The sequence below is a fragment of the Pseudomonas sp. S2_A02 genome (assembly GCF_054668495.1).
This window is the reverse complement of record NZ_CP162776.1, coordinates 4259582-4285423: the sequence shown is the minus strand read 5'-3', so window position 1 is coordinate 4285423 and position 25842 is coordinate 4259582. Positions and strand designations below refer to the sequence as shown.

The following is a 25842-nucleotide window of genomic DNA, read 5'->3' as shown; positions in this document are numbered from 1 at the left end:
GTGAAGTAGATTAGCTCTGGATCCAATCTTCGCCTATGGGAAAACAGCAGCACGTTATGTAAGAGAATGCTTACATAACGTTAAAGGGTCAGAATTGTCCTGCGTCCAGCAGGAACAGCGATTCGCTACCGGCCTTTACCGACGCGCTCAACGAGTGAATACGCGGCAGCAGACGTGCGAAATAGAACCGCGCCGTACCGAGTTTGCTCGCGTAGAAATCGTCCTGTGCTTCTTTACCGAAGGCTGCCTTGGCCATCAGTGCCCACATGTAGGCGTAGGCCATGTAACCGAATGCTTGCAGATACTCGACCGACGCCGCGCCGATCTCGTTCGGGTTGTTTTTCGCCCGGTCCAGCAACCACGCAGTCAATTCGTCTAGGGTACCCACCGCATCACTCAGCGGCTGGGTGAACTCCGCCAGGTCAGCATCGGCTGTCCCGATGAAATGACGAATCTCGTCAGCGAACAGATTGTAGAACGCCCCGCCGCTACCAACGATCTTGCGCCCTACAAGGTCCAGCGCCTGAATACCGTTGGTGCCTTCGTAGATCTGAGTAATCCGTACATCACGAACCAGTTGCTCCTGGCCCCACTCACGAATGTAACCGTGACCGCCAAAAACCTGCTGGCCGTGAACCGTGGTTTCCAGACCCAGATCGGTCAGGAAGGCCTTGGCCACCGGCGTCAGCAGTGCAACCAGATCTTCTGCGCGCTTGCGGGTGGTGGCGTCTTCGCTGAATTTGGCGGTGTCCAGCTGCATCGCCACGTAAGTGGAGAAGGCACGGCCGCCTTCGTTCGAGGCTTTCATGGTCAGCAGCATGCGACGCACGTCCGGGTGGACGATGATCGGGTCAGCCACCTTGTCCTTGTTCTGCGCGCCGGTCGGCGAGCGGCTTTGCAGACGGCCGCGAGCGTATTCGATAGCGTTCTGGTAGGAGCGCTCGCCAGTGGCCAAGCCCTGGATGCCGACGCCCAGACGCTCGTAGTTCATCATGGTGAACATCGCCGCCAGGCCTTTGTTCGGCTCGCCGACCAGGTAACCCACGGCTTCGTCGAAGTTCATCACGCAGGTCGCGGATGCCTGGATGCCCATCTTGTGTTCGATCGAACCACAATTTGCCGGGTTGCGCGCGCCCAGGCTGCCATCGGCATTCACCATGAACTTCGGCACAAGGAACAGCGAAATACCTTTCGGCCCCGCTGGCGCGTCGGGCAGTTTGGCCAATACCAGGTGGATGATGTTCTCGGTCAGGTCGTGTTCACCGCCGGTGATGAAGATTTTGGTGCCGCTGACTTTGTAGGAACCATCGGCCTGAGGCTCGGCCTTGGTGCGGATAATTCCCAGGTCAGTACCGGCGTGCGGCTCGGTCAGGCACATGGAGCCGGCCCAGACACCGGCGTACATGTTTGGCAGGTACGCCGCTTTCAGCTCTTCGCTGGCGTGGGCGTTGATCGACAGGCAAGCGCCGGCGGTCAGCATCGGGTACAGACCGAACGACAGGCTCGCGGAGTTGACCATTTCTTCGACCTGCGCCGAAACCGCCTTGGGCATGCCCATGCCGCCGTAGGTCGGATCACCACCGACACCCACCCAACCGCCTTCAGCGTAAGTCTGATAAGCCTGTGGGAAACCGGCCGGGGTGGTGACGGCACCGTCGGCCCAGTGGCAACCTTCTTCGTCAGCTGCACGGCTCAGCGGAGCGATGCTTTTGCTGGTGACCTTGCCGGCTTCTTCGAGAATGGCTTCAACCGTTTCCGCATCGACGGTCTCGGCCAGCGCAGGCAGTTCGGCCCAGAGTTTGGCGACCTCGAAAACTTCATTGAGGACGAAGCGCATATCGCGCAGGGGCGCTTTGTAGTCAGCCATGGCAAACCTCGCAAGATCTAAACAGGTGGTTCGTAGAATAGTGATTTCGTTGTGTCCGAGTGTACCTCAACAACTTTTACGACACATAGGGTCAGGCTATGACTGTTTTGTTATTTTTAGTCACCGAGAATCAAGCGGATGTCTTAGGTCCGCCAAAACGCATTCGCGGGCAAGCCTCGCTCCTACAGGTTGTGTCGTACGCATTTCACGTGAACGACATAGAACCGTAGGAGCAAGGCTTGCCCGCGAAGCTTTTCAAGCCTAACCGTCAGAGCGCAAACAACTCCGCCGGCAGCTTCATCAGACAATCACTGCCCGCCTCGATGGCCGCTCGATGTGCGGCGGTGCGTGGCAGCAAACGCTTGAAATAAAACTCGTTGGTCGCCAGTTTGCCCCGGCAGTAATCGGCATCGCCGCCACCCGCCTCCAACTGCGCCTGAGCCACCAACGCCATGCGTAGCCACAGGTAGCCGAGGATGATGTAGCCGCTGTACATCAGGTAATCCACCGAGGCGGCGCCGACTTCATCCGGATTTTTCATCGCTGCCATGCCGACCCTGGTGGTCAACTCGCCCCACTGCTGATTCAGACCATTGAGCTGCGCCACATAGCTGCCGAGTTGCGGATGTTCAGCGTTTGCCGCACAGAACGTGTGGACGATTTTGGTGAAACCGCGCAGCAGTTTTCCCTGACTGCCAAGGACTTTACGCCCAAGTAAGTCGAGCGCCTGAATGCCGTTGGTGCCTTCGTAGATCGGCGCGATCCGGCAGTCGCGAACCAACTGCTCCATGCCCCACTCACGAATAAAACCGTGACCGCCAAACACCTGCATGCCGAGGTTAGTTACCTCCAGGCCGGTGTCGGTCATAAAGGCTTTGCAGATCGGGGTCAGGAATGCCAATAGGTCGTCGGCATCCTGGCGCGCCGTTTCATCCAGACTCAGATGCGCAACGTCCAGCAACTGCGCGGTGAAATAGGTCAACGCCCGGTTGCCTTCGTTGAAGGCCTTCATGGTCAGCAACATCCTGCGCACATCGGGATGAACGATGATCGGGTCAGCGACTTTTTCCGGTGCTTTCGGGCCGGTCAGCGAACGCATTTGCAGGCGGTCGTTGGCGTATTTGATCGCGCCCTGGAAGCTCGCCTCACCCAGACACAGACCTTGCATACCGGTACCGAGCCGCGCGTGGTTCATCATGGTGAACATGCAGTTCAGGCCCTTGTTCGGCTCACCGATCAAGAAGCCCTTGGCGTCGTCAAAATTCAGCACACAGGTGGCCGAGGCCTTGATGCCCATTTTGTGTTCGATCGAACCGCAGGAAACGCCATTGCGCTCGCCCGCCTCGCCCTCTGCATTGGGTAGGAATTTGGGAACGATAAACAGCGAAATACCTTTGGTACCGGCAGGAGCGTCCGGCAGTTTGGCCAGCACCAGGTGAATGATGTTGTCACTCATGTCGTGCTCGCCGGCAGAGATGAAAATCTTGCTGCCGGAAATTGCATAACTGCCATCGGCCTGAGGCACGGCACGAGTCTTGATGATGCCCAGATCAGTGCCGCAATGGGCTTCGGTCAGGCACATGGTGCCGGTCCATTGGCCGGCAGTGAGCTTGCTCAAGTAGGTTTGTTTCTGCTCTTCGGTGCCATGGGCGTGGATCGCTGACATCGCACCGTGAGTCAGGCCGGGGTACATGCCCCAAGAGGTGTTGCTGGAGCCGACCATTTCACTGATGACCAAACCCAAAGAACTTGGCAAGCCTTGGCCGCCGTAAACCGGATCTGCCGCCAGACCATGCCAGCCGCCTTCAACATATTGCGCGAAAGCCTGTTTGAAACCTGTAGGCGTTGTGACCACGCCGTTGTCGAAATGGCAGCCTTCTTCGTCGCCGGTGCGGCTCAGCGGTGCGAGAACGTTCTCACAGAATTTCGCGCCTTCTTCGAGGATCGCATTGATCATGTCCGGGCTGGCATCGGTGGCGCCTAGCGCGGCGTAGTTGCGGTGAAAATCGAAGACGTGGTCGATCAGAAAGCGCATATCGCGCAGGGGAGCTTTGTACTCGGGCATGGTCATTTCTCCGGCAGCAGATTGCTCAAACCTACTGCCGCGCACCACGCCTCACAATCACAGTCCAGACGCTGAATGCGCCGTCATCACTCAACCCGCAGCGGCGTCCATGCGCACCGCCCCACGGCGGTTCTGACCGAAAGCCATCACACAGTTCCGCCCCGCGCCTTTGGCGCTGTAAAGCGCCTGGTCAGCGGATTTGAGCACTTCTTCCGGCGTGCGCTGTTCCAACCGCTCGGCGACACCGATGCTGACCGTGACGGATACACTCGAGGCGCCTGAACCCCCGCGACGCTGGCGTCCCTGCTGGTCATCCTGGGGACGGTTGTCCTGATTGCGCAGCTGGATGTTGTAGGTGGCGATGGATTCGCGAATGACTTCCAGGTGCGGCATGCACTCTTCGAGGGTTTTGCCTGCGAATACCAAAGCAAATTCTTCACCGCCGTAGCGATAGGCCCTACCGCCCCCGCTGATTTTCGACAACTTGCTGGCGACCAATCGCAGCACTTGGTCGCCGACATCGTGGCCGTGGGTGTCGTTGAATTTCTTGAAGTGATCGACGTCGCCCATGGCCAGCACATAATTGCGCCCCAGCCGTTGCATGCGTTCGTTCAGGGCACGACGGCCCGGCAAACCAGTGAGCTCATCGCGGAACGCCATCTGATAGGCCTCATGGGCAACCGCGGCGGCAATCATCAACATCACCTGGCTGCACATGATGTTCAGGGTGAATGGCAGGATGAAGGTTTTCGGCAACATCCAGAACAATCCCAACAGCCCCACCCATTGCGCAGCATGCAAGGGTCTTGGGTTGCGCCAGTATTGCCAGGCCAGTAACAGGAATGAGGCAATGAATACCGGGTAGGACAACTGAATCAAGCTCATCCAGGCGCCATGCAAAGCAGGCCAGCGGATCTCCGAAAGCCATATCAGCAGCGCCTGTGGGTAACTTTGTTCCAGCCCCAGCGCCACGCTGCCGAACGCCAACAATACGGCGAAGCGCGCCACCATGTCCTGGAACAGGTGAGTACGCTCCTGCCAGGCGGCGAACAAGCCAAAGAGCAACGGCAGCAACAGACAGCACAGATGGAAAACCACGGCGGCGTCTTCACGGACTTTACCGTTGTCGCGGTAGTAGTCGGTCTGGGTGTCGAGCAGGAAGTAGGCGATGTACACCGTGACCATCAGAAACAGTTCACGCTGACGTCGGTAAACCGCGCAATACGCTCCGCCGAGTAACAGCACCAGAGTAGGCAGAACGTTGAACAGCGAAGTGAAGAAGACGTTGAGATCCTTGACGTAGGCAGCCGCAAGCCCCGCGAGCAGCAACAGCAGCGATGGCAAAAAATGACTGAAACGTACAGCGGAAAAACGCGGCAAGGGTAAAGCTCCGACCCGGCAAACAAAGATGGCATTGTGCCTGCATTTAGAACAGCTAAGCACGTGCAATGTGACATGTGTCACATCGCCATCCTCTTTAACGGCAGCAATGGTGTTCTTCTTAGCGTTTTAGTCAGGAATATTTACAGGCTCAGCCCGTTTGCGTCAGGCACAAAAAAGCCGCTGCTCCCGAGGAAGCAGCGGCTTTATGAAGGACTGCGTAGGGCTTAGTAACCCAGTGCGAAGTCTTCTTCTTTCATGTCCATCAGATTGTTGGCGCCCGACAGCATGGTTACAACATGAGTGCGGGTACGCGGCAGGATGCGCTGGAAGTAGAAGCGCGCAGTCTGCAGCTTGGCGGTGTAGAACGCCTCTTCAGTGGTACCAGCCGCCAGTTTCTCGGCAGCCAGACGCGCCATGTCAGCCCAGAAGTAGGCCAGGCAGGCGTAACCGGAGTACATCAGGTAGTCCACCGACGCGGCGCCGACTTCTTCGCGATCTTTCATGGCAGCCATACCGACCTTCATGGTCAGCTCGCCCCACTCTTTGTTCAGCGCAGCCAATGGCTCGACAAACTCTTTGACCGCGGCATTGCCTTCGTTGGTCTGGCAGAACTTGTGGACGATCTTGGTGAAGCCTTTGAGCGCTTCGCCTTGAGTCATCAGCACTTTACGGCCCAGCAGGTCGAGTGCCTGGATACCTGTGGTGCCTTCGTACAGCATCGAAATGCGGCTGTCGCGAACGTTCTGCTCCATGCCCCACTCGGCGATGAAGCCGTGACCGCCGTAGATTTGTACGCCGTGGTTAGCGGATTCGAAACCGACTTCAGTCATGAAGGCTTTAGCGATCGGCGTCATGAAGGCCAGCAGTGCGTCGGCTTTCTTCTTCTCTTCTTCATCGACGCCGTACTTGACGATGTCGACTTGCTTGGCGGTGAAGTAAACCATCGCACGGTTGCCTTCGGCGAAAGCCTTCATGGTCAACAGCATGCGACGTACATCAGGGTGAACGATGATCGGGTCAGCGGCTTTGTCCGGCGCTTTCGGGCCAGTCAGGGAGCGCATTTGCAGGCGATCGCGAGCGTATTTCAGGCCGCCCTGGAAGCCGATCTCGGCGTGTGCCAAGCCTTGCAGCGCAGTCCCCAGACGTGCGGTGTTCATAAAGGTGAACATGCAGTTCAGGCCTTTGTTCGCCGGGCCGATCAGGTAACCGGTGGCCGCGTCGAAGTTCATCACGCAGGTGGCGTTGCCGTGGATGCCCATCTTGTGTTCCAGCGAACCGCAGGTCACAGCGTTACGTGCGCCGATCGAGCCGTCTGCGTTTGGCAGGAATTTCGGAACGATGAACAGCGAAATGCCTTTGGTGCCGGCCGGTGCATCCGGCAGACGTGCCAGAACGATGTGGACGATGTTGTCGGCCATGTCGTGTTCGCCGGCCGAGATGAAGATCTTGGTGCCGGAAACTTTGTAGGAACCGTCGGCCTGAGGCTCGGCCTTGGTGCGCAGCATGCCCAGGTCGGTGCCGCAGTGCGGTTCGGTCAGGCACATGGTGCCGGTCCATTCGCCGGAAACCAGTTTGGTCAGGTAAGCCTCTTGTTGCTCAGGCGTACCGTGTTCGGAAATGGTGTTCATTGCGCCATGGGACAGGCCTGGGTACATGCCCCACGACCAGTTGGCTTCGCCAACCATTTCGCTGACTGCCAGACCCAGAGACTCTGGCAGGCCTTGGCCGCCGTGCTCTACGTCGTGAGCCAGGCTTGGCCAGCCGCCTTCAACGAATTGCTTGTAGGCTTCTTTGAAACCGGTCGGGGTTTTAACGCCGGACTCGCTCCAGGTGCAGCCTTCGGTATCACCCACGCGGTTCAGCGGAGCCAGCACCTGCTCACAAAACTTGGCGCCTTCTTCGAGAATGGCGTCAACCATGTCTGGAGTTGCGTCTGCACAAGCCGGAAGGCTCTGATAGTGCGCTTCGTAGCCGAGCAGTTCGTCACGAACGAAGCGAATATCACGCAAGGGGGCCTTGTAGTCAGGCATAGCGATAAACCTCTGCTGATGTAACCGGGAATGAACGACCGCGTTGATTTGTTGTGACGGTCAAACAGTTGTTTGAAACATACGTTTACGCCCAATTCTTGTCAAGCGCCGATCTTTTGCCGTTCGTCATCGCACCATGAAAACCTCGGCCACGCAGTTGCGCAACGCCGTTGACTGAGCAACACGCCATGTAGGAGAGATTAGTTGAGGGAGAAGGACTTACGCAGAAAAACGCCGCGCACAGGCGCGGCGTTGGAGTAGCGGATTCAGCGAGAGATCAGGCGTAGGTATCGATCAGCGTACCGAGCATTTCATCGGATGCCTTGGCGACTTTGACGCCCAGCTCCACCTGGAACTTGCCCTGAGCCATCTCGACCATGTTGCTGGTCAGATCCGATTGCTGGCTGCGGTCTACCGAACGCAGACGATCAACCTGAACCTCGGAGGATTGACTGGTGACCGAACGCTCGATGGTGTTGTTGGCGATCTGCCCCGAAGCCTGATCGACACGGTTCTGCCCTGTCTGAATAGTGCTCAGACCGGCATAAAAAGCGGTGTTTCCTGAGATTTCCATGGGAGAACTCGTCCGACAAAGGATCAACAGCAGCCATTGAACCAGACACGCCGACAAAAGGCCCGACAAAAACACTAATGGCACAGTGCCTTGCCATAGGTAAAACCCCAAGCCAACAATCAGTCCAGCAGATCCAGCTGCAGATGTTCGGCCACCGCTTCGGCCGTTACCGACTTGAGTTTCGGCACCCGTCCCAGGCACGGCGCGGGAATGCGCTCGGCCAGCGTCGCGAGGTTCTCTTCCAGGCGCGAGGTCTTCGGATCGATGATGTTGGCCACCCACCCCGCCAACTGCAAACCATCCCGTGCGATCGCCTCGGCTGTCAGCAGTGCATGATTGATGCAACCCAGCCGCACGCCGACCACCAGGATTACCGGCAGACCCAGCGCCATGGCCAGGTCCGACAGATTGTCCTGGTCCGCCAACGGCACTCGCCAGCCGCCAGCGCCTTCGATCAAGGTGAAGTCCGCCTGCATATCGAGAATCTGTCGCATCGGTGTCAACAGGGATTGCACGGTCAACGCCACGCCAGCTTCCCGTGCCGCCAGATGCGGTGCAATCGCCGGTTCGAACGCGACCGGATTGACCTGATCGTAGGTCAACGGTATCGAGCACTCGGCAAACAGTGCCAGCGCATCGGCGTTGCGCAAACCCTTGGGCGTCAGGTCGCAACCCGAGGCCACCGGTTTGCCCGCTGCCGTGCTCAAGCCCGCCAACCGCGCGGCATGCAGCAAACCTGCGGCGACGGTGGTCTTGCCGACATCGGTGTCAGTACCGGTGATGAAATAGGCTGCGCTCATAAGGGTTTCTCCAACACGGCGTAAACCACTTGATAAGTCGCCGGCAGTCCCTGTGCCTGACGATACTGCTCGTAAGCCTCGATCAGGCCGAGAATCCGCGCCCTGCCGGTCAAACCGCCCGGCCGACCGGGGTTCAGATTGTGCGCCCCAAGAGCCTTGAGCTCATGGGTCAGGCTGCGGACATCGGGGTAATGCAACACATGCGGTTGCGTTTCGAGGCTGACGACCTTCAAGCCGCTGCCCGCGCAAAGCTGTTGGTAAACACCGAACTCGCGGAAGCGGTTGACGTGCACCATGCCATCCACCTGACGCCAGCTGTCGCGCAATTCGTACAGAGTGCCTACACACAGACTAGCAAACGCGAAAATTCCGCCCGGTTTCAGTACCCGATACGCTTCATTGAGCACCGAGGAGAAATCCGCGCACCATTGCACCGCCAGGCTGGAGAAGACCAGATCGCAGGTTGAGTCCTGCAACGGTAAGCGCTCGGCATCGCCCGCGATGAAATGGGCCGCGCCGCCCAAGGGGCGGGCGTGATTGAGCATGCCTTCTGCAATGTCTAACGCCACGCCAGCGCTCGCAGGAAACCTCTGCGCCAAGGCTCGGCTGAAATACCCGGTGCCGCAGCCCATATCCAGCCAACGAGCAGGAACAAAATCTTCCGGCAACCGACGCAACAACTCGCCGCCCACGTCGCGCTGCAATTCGGCCACGCTGTCGTAGCTCGCCGCCGCACGGGAAAAGGATGCCGCCACCTGGCGTTTGTCGGGCAATCCGCCGGGCAGGTTGGGAAGGGATAAATCAGTCATCACCGAACTCATGCAAAAAGGCCTGAATCGCCCCCGCCACACCGTGGGGGTCCTCCAGAAGAAACGCGTGGCTGGCCTGTTCAATCAGGCCGATTTCGACATCCGGTAGCAACGTCAGCAAGTCTTGCGCCGCTTCGGCCGGGACCAGCCCGTCGAGGCCGCCAAACAAGTGCAGTTGCGGGCCGCGAAACGCTTGCAAGGCTTGCCGGGTATCCAATTGTGCGAGCAACTCCAGGCCGCTCATCAGCACCGGCGAAGACGTATGCGGTGCGCCAGCGAGCAACAGTCGCGACATTCCGCGCGGGTCTTCGGCACCTTGGGTGCACAACAGCGAAAAGCGTTTCAACGTCATGCGCGAGTCAGCCTTGCAGCCGGCCAGAAACGCATCGAAGGTTTCGCCGGGCATCGCGCTCGGCCACTGCTCATGGGCGACAAAAGAAGGGTTACTCGCCAGCGTCACCAAGCCACAGCAGCGGTCACCGCGTCGCGCCGCCAACTCGGACGCCAGCATGCCACCCAATGACCAGCCACCGAGCCAGGCATCCTGTGGCAACGTCGAGTCCAACTCATCGAGCCATTCTTCAAGGTCGCTCGATTCCAGTTCCGGCAACGGCTCGATCTCGACGCGCAGGTGCTCATCCAAACCCTGCAAGGCAGCTGCCAAGGGTTCCAGCGGCGAAATCCCGAGACCCCAACCCGGCAGCAGAATCAGACGATCACGCATGGCTTGGCTCCGGTCCCAGTTGTTGAAAACAATCGGCCAGTCCATTTAACAATAGCTGTACCTGTGCCTCGCTGTGAGCGGCGGTCAGGGTTACGCGCAAACGTGCGCTGCCCGCGGGCACAGTCGGTGGACGAATCGCAGTCACCATCAGCCCGCGTTCGCGCAGCATCTGCGACAGTCGAACTGCGCGTCCGGCGTCGCCGATCATGATCGGCTGGATCGGCGTGAAGCTGTCCATCAACTCCAGGCCAATCTGTTCGGCGCCTTGGCGGAACTGCCGAATCAGCGTCTGCAGATGGTCGCGTCGCCAGTGTTCGCTGCGCAACAGCTCCAGGCTTTTCAGCGTCGCGCAGGCCAGCGCTGGCGGTTGGCTGGTGGTGTAGATGTAAGGGCGAGCGAACTGGATCAGGCTTTCGATCAACTCTTCACTACCAGCCACAAAAGCACCGGCCGTACCGAAAGCCTTGCCGAGGGTGCCGACCAACACCGGCACGTCTTCCTGACTCAGACCGAAATGCTCGACGATCCCGCCGCCATTGGCACCCAGCGGACCAAAACCGTGAGCATCATCGACCATCAGCCAGGCGCCTTTGGCCTTGGCTTCGCGCGCCAGCGCCGGCAGATCGGCGATGTCACCGTCCATGCTGAACACGCCATCGGTAACCACCAGCGCATTGCCGGTGGCCTTCTCAAGGCGCTTGGCCAGACTGGCCGCGTCGTTATGCAGATAGCGATTGAAACGCGCACCGGACAACAGCCCCGCATCCAGCAACGACGCATGATTGAGACGGTCTTCCAGCACCGTATCGCCCTGCCCGACCAGTGCGGTGACTGCGCCGAGGTTGGCCATGTAACCGGTGGTGAACAGCAACGCTCGCGGGCGGCCGGTGAACTCGGCGAGGGCTTCTTCCAGTGCGTGATGCGGGCCGCTGTGGCCGATCACCAGATGCGAAGCGCCACCGCCCACGCCCCAACGCGATGCGCCGGCGCGCCAGGCTTCGATCACTTGCGGATGATTGGCCAGGCCCAGGTAATCGTTGTTACAGAACGCCAGCAACGGCTGACCATCGACCACCACTTCCGGGCCTTGCGGGCTTTCGAGCAATGGGCGCTGGCGATAAAGGTTTTCGGCACGACGGGCAGCAAGGCGTGCGCTGAGATCGAAAGACATGCAGGCCTCGAAGGTCATTTCACAATCTGATGCAGGAACAATGGGCTTGGCTGGAAACCGAGTCACGGCCATCGCGGGCAAGCCACGCTCCCACAGGGTTCTACGCAGTTCCTTGTGGGAGCGAGCCTGCTCGCGATGAGGCCATGACATCCAATATCCATGTTGAATATCTAATGGCTATCGCGAGCAGGCTCGCTCCCACAGGGGTTTTGCATTCCTTCTGAGGAATCGGTGGAGGCTTCAGACAGCTGCGTTATAGAACTGCTCGCTGCTCTTCTGCTCCACCAGTGCCTGTTCGATGGCGGCCTGATGCACTTCGTCGGCGTGCTCTTCGCGCGCTTCCGGCAGGATGCCCAGACGCGAGAACAGTTGCATGTCCTTGTCCGCCTGCGGGTTGGCGGTGGTCAGCAGTTTTTCGCCGTAGAAAATCGAGTTGGCGCCAGCAAAGAACGCCAGAGCCTGCATCTGTTCGTTCATCGCTTCACGGCCAGCGGACAGGCGCACGTGGGATTTCGGCATCAGGATGCGAGCGACAGCGAGCATGCGGATGAAGTCGAACGGGTCAACGTCGTCGGCATTTTCCAGCGGCGTACCGGCAACTTTCACCAGCATGTTGATCGGCACCGATTCCGGATGCTCGGGCAGGTTGGCCAACTGGATCAACAGGTTGGCGCGGTCGTCGAGGGACTCACCCATGCCGAGAATGCCGCCGGAGCAGATCTTCATCCCCGAATCACGCACGTAGGCCAGCGTTTGCAGGCGTTCGCTGTACGTACGGGTGGTGATGATGCTGCCGTAGAACTCAGGCGAAGTGTCGAGGTTGTGGTTGTAGTAGTCGAGACCGGCCTTGGCCAGTGCTTCGGTCTGATCCTGATCCAGGCGACCGAGGGTCATGCAGGTTTCCAGACCCAACGCTTTCACGCCTTCGACCATCTTCAGCACGTAAGGCATGTCTTTGGCCGACGGGTGTTTCCACGCCGCGCCCATGCAGAAACGGGTCGAACCGATGGCCTTGGCACGAGCGGCCTCTTCGAGGACCTTCTGCACTTCCATCAGTTTTTCTTTTTCCAGGCCAGTGTTGTAGTGGCCGGACTGCGGACAATATTTGCAATCTTCAGGGCACGCACCGGTCTTGATCGACAGCAGCGTCGACACCTGAACGCGGTTGGCGTCGAAATGCGCGCGGTGCACCGTCTGCGCCTGGAACAGCAGGTCGTTGAATGGCTGAACGAAGAGTGCTTTGACTTCGGCCAAAGACCAATCATGACGCAGGGTTGCAGTGGTGCTGGCGCTCATGGGCGTTTCCTTGTTTATGCTTGGCAAGCGGCTGGGGAATGGAATACCCACAGACGCGACACGGATGTTCGGCATATTTAAGGAAGAGTGATGCGCTGTCAACCACGTTACGTAGGACCGGTTTACATCTGGTTAAACAATAACCAACACTGCTTACTTTGCAACGAAGCGGCCGAGGATATCAGGCCAATCTGTATGGCCTGCGAAACTGACCTGCCTTGGCTTGGCGATCACTGCCAAACATGCGCCCTGCCCTTACCGGCGGCGGGCCTGACGTGTGGCCAATGTTTAAAACTACCGCCGGCCTTCGAACGAGTCGCCGCGCCCTGGACTTACAGCTTTCCTGTCGACAGTTTGATCACGCGCTTTAAGCACAGCGCGAAATGGCCATTTGGCCGCCTGCTCGCCGAACTTCTCGCTCAATTCCTGCAACATCGTTTCGATGAGGATCTGGGCCGGCCCGATGCGCTGATACCGGTACCTCTTGCCACCAAACGTCTGCGCCAGCGAGGTTTCAACCAGGCGGCGATGCTCGCCCGCTGGCTCAGCGCCAGCCTCGACATTCCTTGTGATGAAACGCTGTTGCTGAGAATCCAGGACACAAGCGCGCAACAAGAGCTGAATGCCGACGAACGTAAAAAGAACCTGCGCCACGCCTTTGCCCTCGCGCCCGTGGCTTCGATCAAGGGCCGCCACCTCGCATTGGTCGACGACGTGCTAACTACCGGCGCCACCGCCCAGGCCTTGGCTCGCTTGTTGATGGATGCGGGGGCCGCGCGAGTCGATGTCTACTGCCTGGCCCGTACACCCAAACCTGGCGATGAGGGCTGACTTGACTCCCGCACCTCAAGCCGCCAACGTCCTATCCATCGTCACAGCCCAAAGCGTCTCGCCATGTCCTTGCCTACGTTGTTGTCCCAACACATTGTCCGTCGCCCGCAGCGCATCGCGCTGCTGCAACACATCGCCGAACAAGGCTCAATCACCCGCGCCGCGAAAAGCGCGGGCCTGAGTTACAAAGCGGCGTGGGATGCCATCGACGAGCTGAACAACCTCGCGCAGAAACCGCTGGTAGAGCGCAGTGTCGGCGGCAAGGGCGGCGGTGGCGCCAAACTGTCCAGCGAAGGCGAACGCGTGTTGCGTCTGTATCAAAAGCTGCAAGCCTTGCAGGCCCAGGTACTGGAAGCTGCTGAAGAGGCCAGTGACCTGGACCTGCTCGGGCGACTGATGCTCAGAACCAGCGCACGCAACCAACTACACGGCAAGGTCGTGGCGATCGATACACAAGGGCGCAACGACCGGATCCGTCTTGAACTGGCCGAAGGCTTGCGTATCGATGCGCAGATCACCCACGACAGCACTCTGCGTCTGGAACTGCAAACCGGCACCGAAGTGGTGGCACTGATCAAGGCTGGCTGGCTGGAACTGCTGGGCATCGATCAAGCCGCGACGCCCGGCAACAATTGTCTGAAGGGCATGATCGAAGAAATCCTCGACGCCGATGACGGCCCCAGCGAAGTGCGCATCGGCCTGCCTAATGGCCAGACACTTTGCGCCCTGGCCGAGCCTCTGCACTTGAAAACCCTCGAGCTTGCCGCTGGCAAACCGGTGCTGGTGCAATTCGCACCGTCCAACATTCTGCTGGGTACACCGCTTTAGCCCAAGTGCATCGCAACCTCTGTAGGAGTGTGTTGTGGTGACTGCAACAAAACCTTCATCGATCACCATTAAGGTGACTGCAAAAACCCGCAGGGAGCCTGATGTGAGCTTATTAGAAGACAACCAACCCACCGACCTCGAAAAGATGGTTGGCCTCAGCCGTCGAGGCTTCATCAGCGCTGGTGCCCTCTGCGGTGCAGCGATGTTTCTCGGTGGCAACCTGCTGAGTCGCAGCGTGCTGGCCGCCAGCGTCAGCGCGGGCTCCAGCAAACTGTTGGGTTTCGATAGCATCGCCGCCGCCACGACCGACGCCATTACCCTGCCGCCTGGCTACAAGTCCTCGGTATTGATCAGCTGGGGGCAGCCATTGCAAAAAAATGGCCCGGCGTTCGACCCGAGCGGTAACGGCACCGCCGAGCATCAGGAAGTCCAGTTCGGCGACAACAACGACGGCATGAGCCTGTTCGAATTTCCCGGCGACAAAGACCGGGCGCTGATGGCGATCAACAACGAATACACCAACTACCGCTACCTCTACCCCCACGGCGGCACGCCGCAATCGGCAGAAGATGTGCGCAAGGCCCTGGCCTGTGAAGGCGTGTCGGTGATCGAAGTGCAGCGCAAGAATGGCCAATGGCAATTCGTCCAGGGCTCGCGCTACAACCGGCGCATTCACGGTAACGCGCCGATCAGCCTGAGCGGTCCGGCGGCCGGTCACGAGCTGATGAAAACCAGCGCTGACAAACACGGCAAAAATGTCCTCGGCACCTTCCAGAATTGCGCCAATGGCAAGACGCCGTGGGGCACTTACCTGACCTGCGAAGAGAACTTCACCGATTGCTTCGGCAGCAGCAATGCCGAGCAGAAGTTCGATGCCGCGCAGAAACGCTACGGCGCGGTGGCGGCCAGTAAAGATATCAACTGGCATCAACACGATCCGCGCTTCGACCTGGCGAAAAACCCCAACGAACTCAATCGTCATGGCTGGGTAGTGGAAATCGACCCGTTCGATCCGCAGTCGACGCCGGTCAAACGCACCGCGCTGGGCCGCTTCAAACATGAAAACGCCGCCCTGGCCGAAACCAACGACGGTCGCGCCGTGGTGTACATGGGCGACGACGAACGTGGCGAGTTCATCTATAAGTTCGTCAGCCGCGACAAGATCAACCACAAAAACCCCAAAGCCAACCGCGACTTGCTGGATCACGGCACCTTATACGTGGCGCGTTTCGACGCGGGCGACGGCAACGCCGATCACCCGAAAGGCCAAGGCCAGTGGATCGAACTGACCCACGGCAAGAACGGCATCGATGCCAGCAACGGTTTTGCCGATCAGGCCGAAGTGCTGATTCATGCACGCCTCGCAGCCAGCGTTGTGAGCGCGACGCGCATGGACCGTCCGGAATGGATCGTCGTCAGCCCCAAGGATGGCCAGGTTTATTGCACCCTGACCAACAACGCCAAACGCGGCGAAGAAGGCCAACCGGTGGGTGGGCCTAACCCGCGCGAAAAGAACGTCTACGGGCAGATTCTGCGCTGGCGCACCGACCGCGACGATCACGGCTCGAAAAGCTTTGCCTGGGATCTGTTTGTGGTTGCCGGCAACCCGGGCGTCCACGCCGGTACGCCGAAGGGCGGTTCGTCGAACATTACCCCGCAGAACATGTTCAACAGTCCGGATGGCTTGGGCTTCGACAAGGACGGGCGCCTGTGGATTCTCACGGATGGCGATTCGAGCAACGCCGGTGACTTCGCGGGCATGGGCAATAACCAGATGCTCTGTGCCGACCCCATGACGGGCGAGATCCGCCGCTTCATGGTCGGCCCGGTGGGCTGTGAGGTGACGGGGATCAGCTTCTCGCCGGATCAGAAAACCTTGTTTGTCGGGATTCAGCATCCGGGGGAAAACGGTGGGTCGACGTTCCCTGAGCACCTGCCCAACGGCAAGCCGCGGTCTTCGGTAATGACGATTTCCCGTGAGGATGGCGGGATCGTCGGCGCCTGATAAACGCCCCCCTCATGATCGTTCCCACGCTCTGCGTGGGAATGCAGCCCGGGACGCTCTGCGTCCCAAAATCGGACGCGGAGCGTCCGGTGAGGCATTCCCACGCAGAGCATGGGAACGATCCCCCTAAAGAAGCCCCGTCTGCGCTACCATGTTTGGCCCGACGCGGCAGCCTGCTGCGCGCAGGAGTCAGCATGGCCCACCCGTTTGCAACGCTCACCCCAGACCTCGTGCTCGATGCCGTCGAAAGCATCGGCTTTCTCAGCGACGCACGCATTCTGGCGCTCAACAGCTACGAGAACCGCGTCTATCAGGTCGGCATCGAAGACTCCGAGCCGCTGATCGCCAAGTTCTACCGTCCGCAACGCTGGACCAACGAAGCGATTCTCGAAGAACACCAATTCACCTTCGAACTCGCCGAGTGCGACGTACCGGTGGTCGCGCCGATGATCCACAACGGTGCCAGCCTGCACGAACACAACGGTTTCCGTTTCACCCTGTTTCCCCGTCGTGGCGGCCGCGCACCGGAGCCGGGCAATCTCGATCAGCTGTATCGCCTGGGGCAACTGCTGGGTCGCCTGCATGCGGTCGGTGCTACAAAACCGTTCGAACACCGTGAAGCGCTGGGGGTAAAGAACTTTGGTCAGGACTCGCTGACGACCCTGCTCGAAGGCAATTTCGTACCCAAAAGTTTGCTGCCGGCCTACGAGTCCGTTGCCCGCGATTTGCTCAAGCGTGTCGAAGAGGTCTACAAGGCCACGCCGCACCAGAACATCCGCATGCACGGCGATTGCCACCCCGGCAACATGATGTGCCGCGATGAGATGTTCCACATCGTCGACCTCGACGACTGCCGCATGGGCCCGGCCGTGCAGGATATCTGGATGATGTTGGCGGGTGATCGTCAGGAATGTCTGGGGCAGTTGTCGGAATTGATGGACGGCTACAACGAATTCCACGACTTCGACCCGCGAGAACTGGCGCTGATCGAGCCGCTGCGCGCCTTGCGCCTGATGCATTACAGCGCCTGGCTCGCCCGTCGCTGGGACGACCCGGCCTTCCCTCGCAGCTTTCCGTGGTTCGGCACCGAGCGCTATTGGGGCGATCAAGTACTGGCGCTGCGTGAGCAACTCGCCGCACTCAACGAAGAGCCACTAAAACTCTTCTAATCACCACCGAACCTGTAGGAGCGAGGCTTGCCCGCGAAGAACGATGACGCGGTTTGTCTGACGGACCGCGTCATCGTTCTTCGCGGGCAAGCCTCGCTCCTACAAGGACCCAGCACATTGAGATAAATCTCCTTACAATCCCCTTTTTGTTAGCTGCCTAAGCAAGGATTCTCATGCAAGCCGCCAACCCGCGTCGCGGGTACATCCTGGGCCTGAGTGCCTACATCATCTGGGGTCTGTTCCCGCTCTACTTCAAAGCCATCGCCAACGTACCCGCCGTGGAGATCATCATCCACCGAGTGCTGTGGTCCGCGCTGTTCGGCGCTTTGCTGCTGCTCGTCTGGAAGCATCCCGGCTGGTGGCGTGAGCTGCGGGAGAATCCGCGGCGGCTGGCAATCCTGGCCCTGAGCGGCACGTTGATCGCCGCCAACTGGCTGACCTACGTCTGGTCGGTGAACAACGGACGCATGCTTGAAGCCAGCCTCGGTTACTACATCAACCCGCTGGTAAACGTGCTGTTGGGAATGCTGATCCTCGGCGAACGGCTGCGGCGCATGCAATGGTTGGCGGTTGGCCTGGCGGCGGTCGGTGTTGCGCAGCAAGTGTGGCAAGTCGGCAGTCTGCCATGGGTGTCGCTGGTGCTTGCATTGACCTTCGGCTTCTACGGACTGATCCGCAAGCAGGCACCGGTCAAGGCGCTGCCGGGGCTGGTGGTGGAAACCTGGATGCTGGTGCCGATTGCTGTCGCCTGGTTGCTGTTCAATCCGACGGCGAGCAGCGCGCAAGCCGAATTCTGGACCACCTCTGAAGCCTGGTGGCTGGTGGCTGCAGGTCCGGTGACGCTGGTGCCGCTGGTATGTTTCAACGCCGCCGCACGGCACTTGCCCTACACCACCCTCGGTTTTCTCCAGTACCTGGCGCCGACGCTGGTGTTGTTGCAAGCCGTTCTGTTGTTTGGCGAGCACTTGTCGTCCAGTACGCTGGTGGCGTTCATCTTTATCTGGGCCGGTCTGGCGGTTTACAGCGTCGACGCGTGGATAAGCCTGCGTCGCCGCCGCTGATCAGAAAACGCACAAACCTCTACAGGCCACGTATCACGTGGCCTGCATCCATCCTTCCCAAGGTTATCCACAGTGTGATCCCCGGCGTTTGTGCGCAACTCACTGAAACTGCTGGTTTTTTGATCAGTTCCTGAAGAGCACCGGCCGACGTGGCCTGGCGAGGTGTCTCTACAGGTTATCCACAGGCAGGTGCACGTATAACTTGGATAACCTTTTCAAGGTTCGCTGCGCAGCACCAGTTCGACCATCAGATCGTCCGCCAGGGTTTCCAGGCGCGATTGCAGCACCTCCAGCGACAAGGTTAGTGGCACCGCAAGAATCGCCTCGGCATGGAACAGCGGCTCGCTGCTCATCGGCGCCGGTCGAACGTCGGTCACCAGCTGCTCCAGGTTCACGCCTTGCTCACTCAGCAGGCGCGTAATGTCTCGCACAATTCCCGGACGATCATTGCCCACCAGCTCCATGGCAATCGGCTTCCAGGTGCAGGACTGTTCGATGCCACTTTCGGCGATCAGCACGCGAATACCCTGGGTCGACAATCCCTGTAGGGCGTCTACCAATTCGTCGTAGGCCTCGGCCGGCACACCCACCCGAAGAATCCCCGCGAACTGTCCGGCCATGCGCGACATGCGGCTCTCCAGCCAGTTACCGCCGTGCTCGGCAATGCATTGAGCAATGCGCTCGACCTGCCCGGGCTTGTCTGGAGCAATTACAGTGAGTACGAGATGGTCCATGGCGCAGCCCTCTGGTCATGACTTTTGTTATAGAAAAACAAGTATAGGCAAGGGTTGATCTTGCGCTGAATCGGCTGGCGTCCTCGCGGGCAAGCCTCGCTCCTACAAGGTCGGCGTGTACCTCATTGGCATGAACGACGCCGACCTGTAGGAGCGAGGCTTGCCCGCGAATGCACCACCAACAATCCTGCCAAACCATAAATCGTGTACAAGTTTTTATATTTAACTGGAACAATCCAATAGTTTTTTGAGAACATCCCGTGCCCCGACGTGACTGCAATGCGTCATGGGGTCGCAGAACGACGTAATTAGTCTAATTTTCACAACCGCAATTCATCATGTAGTATGCCGCAGCGCGCACTACATAACGCTGGATCGATGTCTGCCGCAGGTGCCGCCGCAACCCCTGAAAGCCCTGTCAGCAAGGCCGCAAAGCCGTTGATCGGATCGAACCCAGCCGCCAGCAATGGCATGTACTGGTAGATGGGTTTGTGGTTTAAATGGCCAGAGGCTTCATTGTTAAATTGAAGAGCTGAAAAGCGAAATAGCTGAGCAGAGTGAGGCAAGCAATGACTGAACACGTTCAAGTCGGTGGCCTGCAGGTCGCCAAAGTCCTGTTCGACTTCGTGAACAACGAAGCCATTCCCGGTACCGGCCTCACCGCCGACACGTTCTGGGCCGGTGCCGACAAGGTCATCCATGACCTGGCGCCGAAGAACAAAGCCCTACTCGCCAAACGCGATGATTTCCAGGCACGTATCGATGCCTGGCACCAGGCTCGTGCAGGTGTTGCGCACGATGCGGTGGCCTACAAAGCCTTCCTGCAAGACATCGGTTATCTGCTGCCAGAAGCGGCTGATTTCCAGGCAACGACACAAAACGTCGATGACGAAATCGCCCGTATGGCCGGCCCACAGTTGGTGGTACCGGTGATGAATGCGCGCTTCGCGCTCAACGCCTCGAATGCCCGCTGGGGTTCGCTGTATGACGCGCTCTACGGCACCGACGCCATCAGCGAAGCGGACGGCGCGGAAAAAGGCAAAGGCTACAACAAGGTTCGCGGCGACAAGGTCATCGCCTTCGCCCGTGCCTTCCTCGACGAAGCCGCGCCACTGGCTGCTGGCTCCCACGTTGACTCCACCGGCTACAAGATCATTGACGGCAAACTGGTGGTCGCCCTCAAAGGCGGCAGCAACTCGGTTTTGAAGAGCTCTGGCCTGCGCGACGATGCCCAACTGATCGGTTTCCACGGTGATGCTGCTGCACCGACCGCGATCCTGCTGAAAAACAACGGCCTGCACTTCGAAATCCAGATCGACTCCAGCACCCCGGTCGGCCAGACCGATGCGGCCGGCGTCAAAGACATCCTGATGGAAGCCGCGCTGACCACCATCATGGACTGCGAAGACTCGGTCGCCGCGGTCGATGCCGATGACAAAGTGGTGATCTACCGCAACTGGCTCGGCCTGATGAAGGGCGATCTGTCGGAAGAAGTCGCCAAGGGCGGTCAGACCTTTACCCGCACCATGAACGCCGATCGCACCTATACCGCCCTCGATGGCAGCGAACTGAGCCTGCACGGTCGCTCGCTGTTGTTCGTGCGCAACGTTGGTCATCTGATGACCATCGACGCGATCCTCGATAAAGACGGCAACGAGGTACCGGAAGGTATTCTCGACGGCCTGGTGACTTGCCTCGCTGCGATTCACAGCCTCAACGGCAACAGTTCGCGCAAGAACAGCCGCACCGGCTCGGTCTATATCGTGAAGCCAAAGATGCACGGCCCGGAAGAAGCTGCGTTCACCAACGAGCTGTTCGGTCGCATCGAAGACGTCCTCGACTTGCCGCGCAACACCCTCAAGGTCGGGATCATGGACGAGGAGCGCCGTACCACGGTCAACCTCAAGGCCTGCATCAAGGCTGCCTCCGAGCGCGTGGTGTTCATCAACACTGGCTTCCTCGACCGCACGGGCGATGAAATCCATACCTCCATGGAAGCCGGCCCGATGGTGCGCAAGGCCGACATGAAGGCTGAGAAGTGGATCAGCGCCTACGAGAACTGGAACGTCGACATCGGCCTGAGCACCGGCCTGCAAGGTCGCGCCCAGATCGGTAAAGGCATGTGGGCCATGCCGGACCTGATGGCAGCGATGCTCGAACAGAAAATCGCTCACCCGATGGCCGGAGCCAACACCGCTTGGGTTCCATCGCCGACTGCTGCCGCGCTGCACGCGTTGCACTATCACAAGGTCAATGTGTTCACCCGTCAGGCCGAACTGGCCAAACGCGCTCGCGCTTCGGTGGACGACATCCTGACCATCCCGTTGGCCGTCAATCCAGACTGGACCACGGAGCAGATCAAGAACGAACTGGACAACAACGCCCAGGGCATTCTCGGTTACGTGGTGCGCTGGATCGACCAGGGTGTGGGTTGCTCGAAAGTGCCGGACATCAATGACGTCGGCCTGATGGAAGACCGTGCGACGCTGCGTATTTCCAGCCAGCACATCGCCAACTGGCTGCGCCACGGCATCGTCACTGAAGATCAGGTGATGGAAAGCCTCAAGCGCATGGCGCCGGTGGTTGACCGTCAGAACGCCAGCGATCCGCTGTACAGCCCGCTGGCACCGAATTTCGACAGCAACATCGCCTTCCAGGCGGCGGTCGAACTGGTGGTCGAAGGCACCAAACAGCCGAACGGCTACACCGAGCCGGTTCTGCACCGTCGTCGTCGCGAGTTCAAGGCTGCCAATGGCCTTTGAGTAAACGCTGACGCCGGACATGAAAAAGCCCTGATCGAAAGATCGGGGCTTTTTTATGCCGCAGTCCCCTGTGGCGAGGGAGCTTGCTCCCGCTCGACTGCGCAGCAGTCGTAAATCCTGTGTATGCGGTGTATCAGTACATTGGGATCGCTGGTTTTGGGGCTGCTTCGCAACCCAGCGGGAGCAAGCTCCCTCGCCACAAAAAGCTGCAGCCCGGAGATCCGCGCTACACATCCATCCCCAGCTCATGCTTGACCAATTCGAGCAGTTTGCCGCTATCGATGGGTTTAAGCAGAAAGTCCACTACGTGCAGGTGCATCGCTTCGATCGCATCTTTCACGTCAGCGTCGCCGGAGACGATGATGATCGGCAACGCCGCACGCGCCGACTCCCGCACCTGACGGATCAGTTCCAGACCATCGACGTGCCCCATCCGCAGATCGGTAATCACCAACCCAATCGATGACTTCGTCTCCAGCAATTTGAGCGCTGCTTCACCACTGGCTGCCGTCATGCAGTGAATGCCGTCCAGTCCCAGAATTTCCGACAGCAATTCCCTGGAGTCCTTATCGTCATCGACGATCAGCACCCGCTGCGGCGGCAAGTCTGGTTCCAACATGACGGCACTGAGCGCTTCGCGCTCGGCATCACTCAAAATATCGTGGTCGGACATGGCTTTCTCAACGTTTTCGATTCAATCCCTGACACAGTGGTCAGACATCGCTCAGCAGACTTCAATGTGCACTTCGTCGGAAACATTTCCAATAGACAATGTAGGAGGTTTTTCCCACAGTTGTGTCAGACATTTCCCATATTACGGTCGCTGCATTGCCTACCTAGACTTACGTCCAATGGGCACCCTGCCCGCAGGGGCCGACCATGCCTGGAACGATCTGACACAACGATCCGACACAACAACGAAAAAGACTGCGGTAATGGTTATGAGTAAAGCGGACGCCTTCACCCAGGCAGGGAAAACCGCGGTGTTGCAGAACATCCAGGGCACTTTGCAATTCCTCCAGCGCTTCCCGCCGTTCAATCAGATGGAAAACGCCCACTTGGCCTATCTGGTCGAGCAATGTCAGCTGCGTTTTTATGGCCCCGGCGAAAGCATCATCAAACCTGCCGATGGCCCGGTTGAGCATTTCTACATCGTCAAACAGGGCCGGGTCGTGGGCGAACGTCCGCACACGGCCAAGGGCGGGACCGAAACCACCTTCGAAATCACCACCGGCGAGTGTTTCCCCCTCGCCGCGCTACTGGGGGAACGGGCGACTCGTACCGAACATCTGGCGGCCGAAGATACCTTTTGCCTACAGCTGAATAAGCTGGCGTTCATCAAACTGTTCGCACTTTCCAGCCCTTTTCGCGATTTTGCCCTACGCGGCGTCAGCAGTTTGCTGGATCAGGTCAACCAGCAAGTCCAGCAAAAAGCCGTGGAAACCCTCGGCACCCAGTACTCGCTCAATACCCGGCTGGGCGAACTGGCCATGCGTCACCCGGTGACTTGCAGCCCGACCACGCCTCTGCGTGAAGCCGTAACGCTGATGCACAATCAGCAAGTCGGCAGCATCGTGGTGGTCGATGAGCAAAAGGCACCGCTGGGCATTTTCACCCTGCGCGACTTGCGGCATGTGGTGGCCAACGGCACCAGCGATTTCAATGAAGCCATTGAAGGGCACATGACCCGGGCGCCGTTTTACCTGACGCCGGACCACAGCGCCTTCGACGCCGCGATTGCCATGACCGAGCGGCATATCGCCCACGTCTGTCTGGTCAAGGATCAGCGTCTGTGTGGCGTGGTCTCGGAACGCGACCTGTTTTCCCTGCAAAGGGTCGATCTGGTGCATCTGGCGCGGACCATTCGCAGCGCCCACAAGCTGGAAAACCTGGTGGCTATGCGCGGCGAAATCGGCCAATTGGTGGAGCGGATGCTGGCCCACGGTGCGTCCTCGACCCAGATCACACATATCATCACCCTGCTCAACGACCACACCGTGTGCCGGGTGATCGAACTGGTGCTCGCCGAGAAAGGTGACCCTGGCGTGCCGTTCAGTTGGCTTTGTTTCGGCAGCGAAGGCCGCCGCGAGCAGACGCTGCACACCGATCAGGACAACGGCATTCTGTTCGAAGCCCGCGACGCGGCCCACGCCGCCGAGATTCGCGGCAAGTTGCTGCCCATCGCCCAACAGATCAATCAGAACCTGGCGCTGTGCGGCTTCACCCTGTGCAAGGGCAACATCATGGCCGGTAATCCCGAGCTGTGTTTATCCCGGGCCGAATGGGCGCGACGCTTTGCGGCGTTTATCCGCGAGGCGACACCGGAAAACCTGCTGGGGTCGAGCATCTATTTCGACCTGCGTGTGGTCTGGGGCGACGAGCGAGGCTGCGAGCAGCTGCGCCAAGGCATTCTCGATCAGGTCGGCGACAACCGTTTGTTCCAGCGGATGATGGCCGAAAATGCCCTGCGTAACCGTCCGCCCGTGGGCCGTTTCCGCGAATTCGTGCTGGCTCGCAAGAATGGCGAGAAAGCCACACTCGACCTGAAACTCCAGGGCTTGACCCCTTTCGTCGATGGCGCTCGAGTGCTGGCCCTGGCCCACGGCATCGACACCAACAATACCCTGGAGCGCTTTCGTCAATTGGTGGACAAAGAGGTCATCGAACGGCTCGACGGCGCGGCGTACGAAGAGGCGTATCACTTCATTCAGCAAACCCGCATGCAGCAACATCAGCTACAGACCCGGGAGAACTTGCCCTACTCCAACCGCGTCGATCCTGACAGCCTCAATCATCTGGACCGACGCATCCTGCGTGAATCCCTGCGCCAGGCCCAACGCCTGCAAAGCAGCCTGACCCTGCGGTATCAGTTATGAGCCTGTTTTCATGGCTGCGGCCGGTCAGCCCCATTTTGCCCGGTGAACTGCAACAACGTCTGGAACGCTTGCCTGCCGTGGCCGAGCTGGGTGATTGCAGCCTGCGCGAGCAACGCTGGGTGGTACTCGACCTGGAAACCACCGGGCTGAACCTGAACAAAGATCGGCTGCTGTCCATTGGCGCGGTGGTGATCGAGGACGGGGCGATCGATTTTAGTCAGCAATTCGAGCGCACGCTGCAATGCACCGAACTCAAACTTGGCCCCAGCGTGTTGATTCACGGTCTTGGTCCGAGCGCCATTGCCGCCGGTAGCGACCCCGCGCAGGCCTTGCTCGATTTCATGGAGTTCGTCGGCGACAGTCCGGTGTTGGCGTTTCATGCGCCGTTCGACCAGCACATGCTGGGGCGCGCGCTGAAAGAACATCTGGGCTACAAGTTGCAGCATCCGTTTCTGGATGTGGCAGACATCGCGCCGCTGCTGTGCCCGCAGGCACACTTTCGCGAGGCCGGGCTGGACGAGTGGATTGACTGGTTCAAGCTGGAGGTCTTCGAGCGGCATAACGCCAGTGCCGATGCGTTGGCGACGGCGGAGCTGGTGCTGATTCTGTTCAGCCGGGCGCGGCAGCAGCAGATTCATAGCCCGTTGAATTTGCAGCAGCGGCTGAGTCAGTGGAAGCGGCGGCGCCAAGCACCTTCGTTCTAGATCTTCGGTGACTGTTCGGGCCCCATCGCGGGCAAGCCACGCTCCCTCAGGTTTTCGTCGTCCGCCCATTTCGCAAACGACACAGAACCTGTGGGAGCGTGGCTTGCCCGCGATGAACGATAACTCGGTCTGACTGAATATCCCCCGCAAAAA

Annotated in this window: 21 protein-coding genes; 8 read left to right on the top strand and 13 right to left on the bottom strand. The window is 59.3% G+C overall.

Annotation, left to right across the window (positions count from 1 at the left end; all coding sequences use genetic code 11):
* Window positions 1-88 precede the first annotated feature (88 nt).
* The 10 genes from AB4O41_RS19515 to bioB all read right to left on the bottom strand — a co-directional run bounded on the left by AB4O41_RS19515 (window position 89) and on the right by bioB (window position 12719).
* Window positions 89-1867 carry an acyl-CoA dehydrogenase C-terminal domain-containing protein gene (locus tag AB4O41_RS19515; RefSeq protein ID WP_460144341.1) on the bottom strand — a complete coding sequence of 593 codons (1779 nt, stop codon included), beginning with the start codon at window positions 1865-1867 and terminating at the stop codon, window positions 89-91.
* Between the two features lie 268 nt (window positions 1868-2135).
* On the bottom strand, window positions 2136-3932 hold the full coding sequence (locus AB4O41_RS19510; RefSeq protein ID WP_460144340.1) for an acyl-CoA dehydrogenase C-terminal domain-containing protein: 1797 nt from the start codon (window positions 3930-3932) through the stop codon (window positions 2136-2138).
* A 90-nt stretch (window positions 3933-4022) separates the two neighbouring features.
* Entirely contained in the window at window positions 4023-5312 is a 1290-nt protein-coding gene (locus AB4O41_RS19505) for a GGDEF domain-containing protein (protein ID WP_460144339.1), read from the bottom strand.
* 227 nt (window positions 5313-5539) lie between these two features.
* A complete protein-coding gene (locus AB4O41_RS19500; protein WP_123357597.1) occupies window positions 5540-7345 on the bottom strand; it encodes a phenylacyl-CoA dehydrogenase in 1806 nt (601 codons plus the stop codon).
* Window positions 7346-7622: 277 nt separating this feature from the next.
* Window positions 7623-7919 (bottom strand): pyrroloquinoline quinone biosynthesis protein PqqE, encoded by a 297-nt coding sequence (locus AB4O41_RS19495; protein ID WP_460144338.1) that lies wholly within the window; start codon window positions 7917-7919, stop codon window positions 7623-7625.
* Window positions 7920-8038: 119 nt separating this feature from the next.
* Window positions 8039-8719, bottom strand: a complete 681-nt coding sequence (gene bioD, locus AB4O41_RS19490; RefSeq protein WP_460144337.1) for a dethiobiotin synthase — start codon at window positions 8717-8719, stop codon at window positions 8039-8041.
* On the bottom strand, window positions 8716-9528 hold the full coding sequence (bioC, locus tag AB4O41_RS19485) for a malonyl-ACP O-methyltransferase BioC (protein WP_460144336.1): 813 nt from the start codon (window positions 9526-9528) through the stop codon (window positions 8716-8718). The genes bioD and bioC overlap by 4 nt, the downstream gene beginning before the upstream one ends.
* A complete protein-coding gene (locus tag AB4O41_RS19480) occupies window positions 9521-10252 on the bottom strand; it encodes an alpha/beta fold hydrolase (RefSeq protein WP_460144335.1) in 732 nt (243 codons plus the stop codon). Before AB4O41_RS19480 ends, bioC begins: the two co-directional genes overlap by 8 nt.
* Window positions 10245-11423 (bottom strand): 8-amino-7-oxononanoate synthase, encoded by a 1179-nt coding sequence (bioF, locus tag AB4O41_RS19475; protein ID WP_460144334.1) that lies wholly within the window; start codon window positions 11421-11423, stop codon window positions 10245-10247. Before bioF ends, AB4O41_RS19480 begins: the two co-directional genes overlap by 8 nt.
* A gap of 240 nt (window positions 11424-11663) precedes the next feature.
* A complete protein-coding gene (gene bioB, locus AB4O41_RS19470) occupies window positions 11664-12719 on the bottom strand; it encodes a biotin synthase BioB (protein ID WP_030129970.1) in 1056 nt (351 codons plus the stop codon).
* Between the two features lie 90 nt (window positions 12720-12809).
* Here bioB and AB4O41_RS19465 point away from each other — a divergent pair, with 90 nt between their 5' ends.
* The 5 genes from AB4O41_RS19465 to rarD all read left to right on the top strand — a co-directional run bounded on the left by AB4O41_RS19465 (window position 12810) and on the right by rarD (window position 18613).
* Window positions 12810-13550, top strand: coding sequence for a ComF family protein (locus AB4O41_RS19465; protein ID WP_460144333.1), 741 nt, complete (start codon window positions 12810-12812; stop codon window positions 13548-13550).
* Window positions 13551-13613: 63 nt separating this feature from the next.
* The gene (locus AB4O41_RS19460) at window positions 13614-14378 is read left to right on the top strand and encodes a TOBE domain-containing protein (protein ID WP_460144332.1); all 765 of its coding nucleotides are present in this window, start codon (window positions 13614-13616) and stop codon (window positions 14376-14378) included.
* A gap of 103 nt (window positions 14379-14481) precedes the next feature.
* The gene (locus AB4O41_RS19455; protein WP_460144331.1) at window positions 14482-16383 is read left to right on the top strand and encodes a PhoX family protein; all 1902 of its coding nucleotides are present in this window, start codon (window positions 14482-14484) and stop codon (window positions 16381-16383) included.
* A 194-nt stretch (window positions 16384-16577) separates the two neighbouring features.
* Window positions 16578-17552: a serine/threonine protein kinase gene (locus tag AB4O41_RS19450; protein WP_123357589.1), complete on the top strand. Its 975-nt coding sequence runs from the start codon at window positions 16578-16580 to the stop codon at window positions 17550-17552.
* A 173-nt stretch (window positions 17553-17725) separates the two neighbouring features.
* Window positions 17726-18613: an EamA family transporter RarD gene (rarD, locus tag AB4O41_RS19445; RefSeq protein WP_460144330.1), complete on the top strand. Its 888-nt coding sequence runs from the start codon at window positions 17726-17728 to the stop codon at window positions 18611-18613.
* A 215-nt stretch (window positions 18614-18828) separates the two neighbouring features.
* Here rarD and AB4O41_RS19440 read toward each other — a convergent pair whose 3' ends face one another.
* Both AB4O41_RS19440 and AB4O41_RS19435 read right to left on the bottom strand, forming a co-directional pair.
* Window positions 18829-19347 carry a glycine cleavage system transcriptional repressor gene (locus AB4O41_RS19440; protein ID WP_258617666.1) on the bottom strand — a complete coding sequence of 173 codons (519 nt, stop codon included), beginning with the start codon at window positions 19345-19347 and terminating at the stop codon, window positions 18829-18831.
* Between the two features lie 320 nt (window positions 19348-19667).
* Complete coding sequence (locus AB4O41_RS19435; RefSeq protein ID WP_148710183.1) at window positions 19668-19934, bottom strand: hypothetical protein; 267 nt, start codon at window positions 19932-19934, stop codon at window positions 19668-19670.
* On the opposite strand from AB4O41_RS19435, the gene AB4O41_RS19430 reads away from it, so the two are divergent.
* Window positions 19917-22109 carry a malate synthase G gene (locus tag AB4O41_RS19430; RefSeq protein ID WP_460144329.1) on the top strand — a complete coding sequence of 731 codons (2193 nt, stop codon included), beginning with the start codon at window positions 19917-19919 and terminating at the stop codon, window positions 22107-22109. The two genes, AB4O41_RS19435 and AB4O41_RS19430, sit on opposite strands and share 18 nt — an antisense overlap.
* A gap of 226 nt (window positions 22110-22335) precedes the next feature.
* Here the strand turns inward: AB4O41_RS19430 and AB4O41_RS19425 are convergent, their stop codons facing one another.
* Window positions 22336-22782 (bottom strand): response regulator, encoded by a 447-nt coding sequence (locus AB4O41_RS19425; RefSeq protein ID WP_050682163.1) that lies wholly within the window; start codon window positions 22780-22782, stop codon window positions 22336-22338.
* A gap of 262 nt (window positions 22783-23044) precedes the next feature.
* Here AB4O41_RS19425 and AB4O41_RS19420 point away from each other — a divergent pair, with 262 nt between their 5' ends.
* Together AB4O41_RS19420 and AB4O41_RS19415 are read left to right on the top strand one after the other, a co-directional pair.
* Window positions 23045-24985, top strand: coding sequence for a putative nucleotidyltransferase substrate binding domain-containing protein (locus tag AB4O41_RS19420; protein ID WP_460144328.1), 1941 nt, complete (start codon window positions 23045-23047; stop codon window positions 24983-24985).
* Complete coding sequence (locus tag AB4O41_RS19415) at window positions 24982-25689, top strand: 3'-5' exonuclease (RefSeq protein ID WP_460144327.1); 708 nt, start codon at window positions 24982-24984, stop codon at window positions 25687-25689. Before AB4O41_RS19420 ends, AB4O41_RS19415 begins: the two co-directional genes overlap by 4 nt.
* Window positions 25690-25842: the final 153 nt, after the last annotated feature.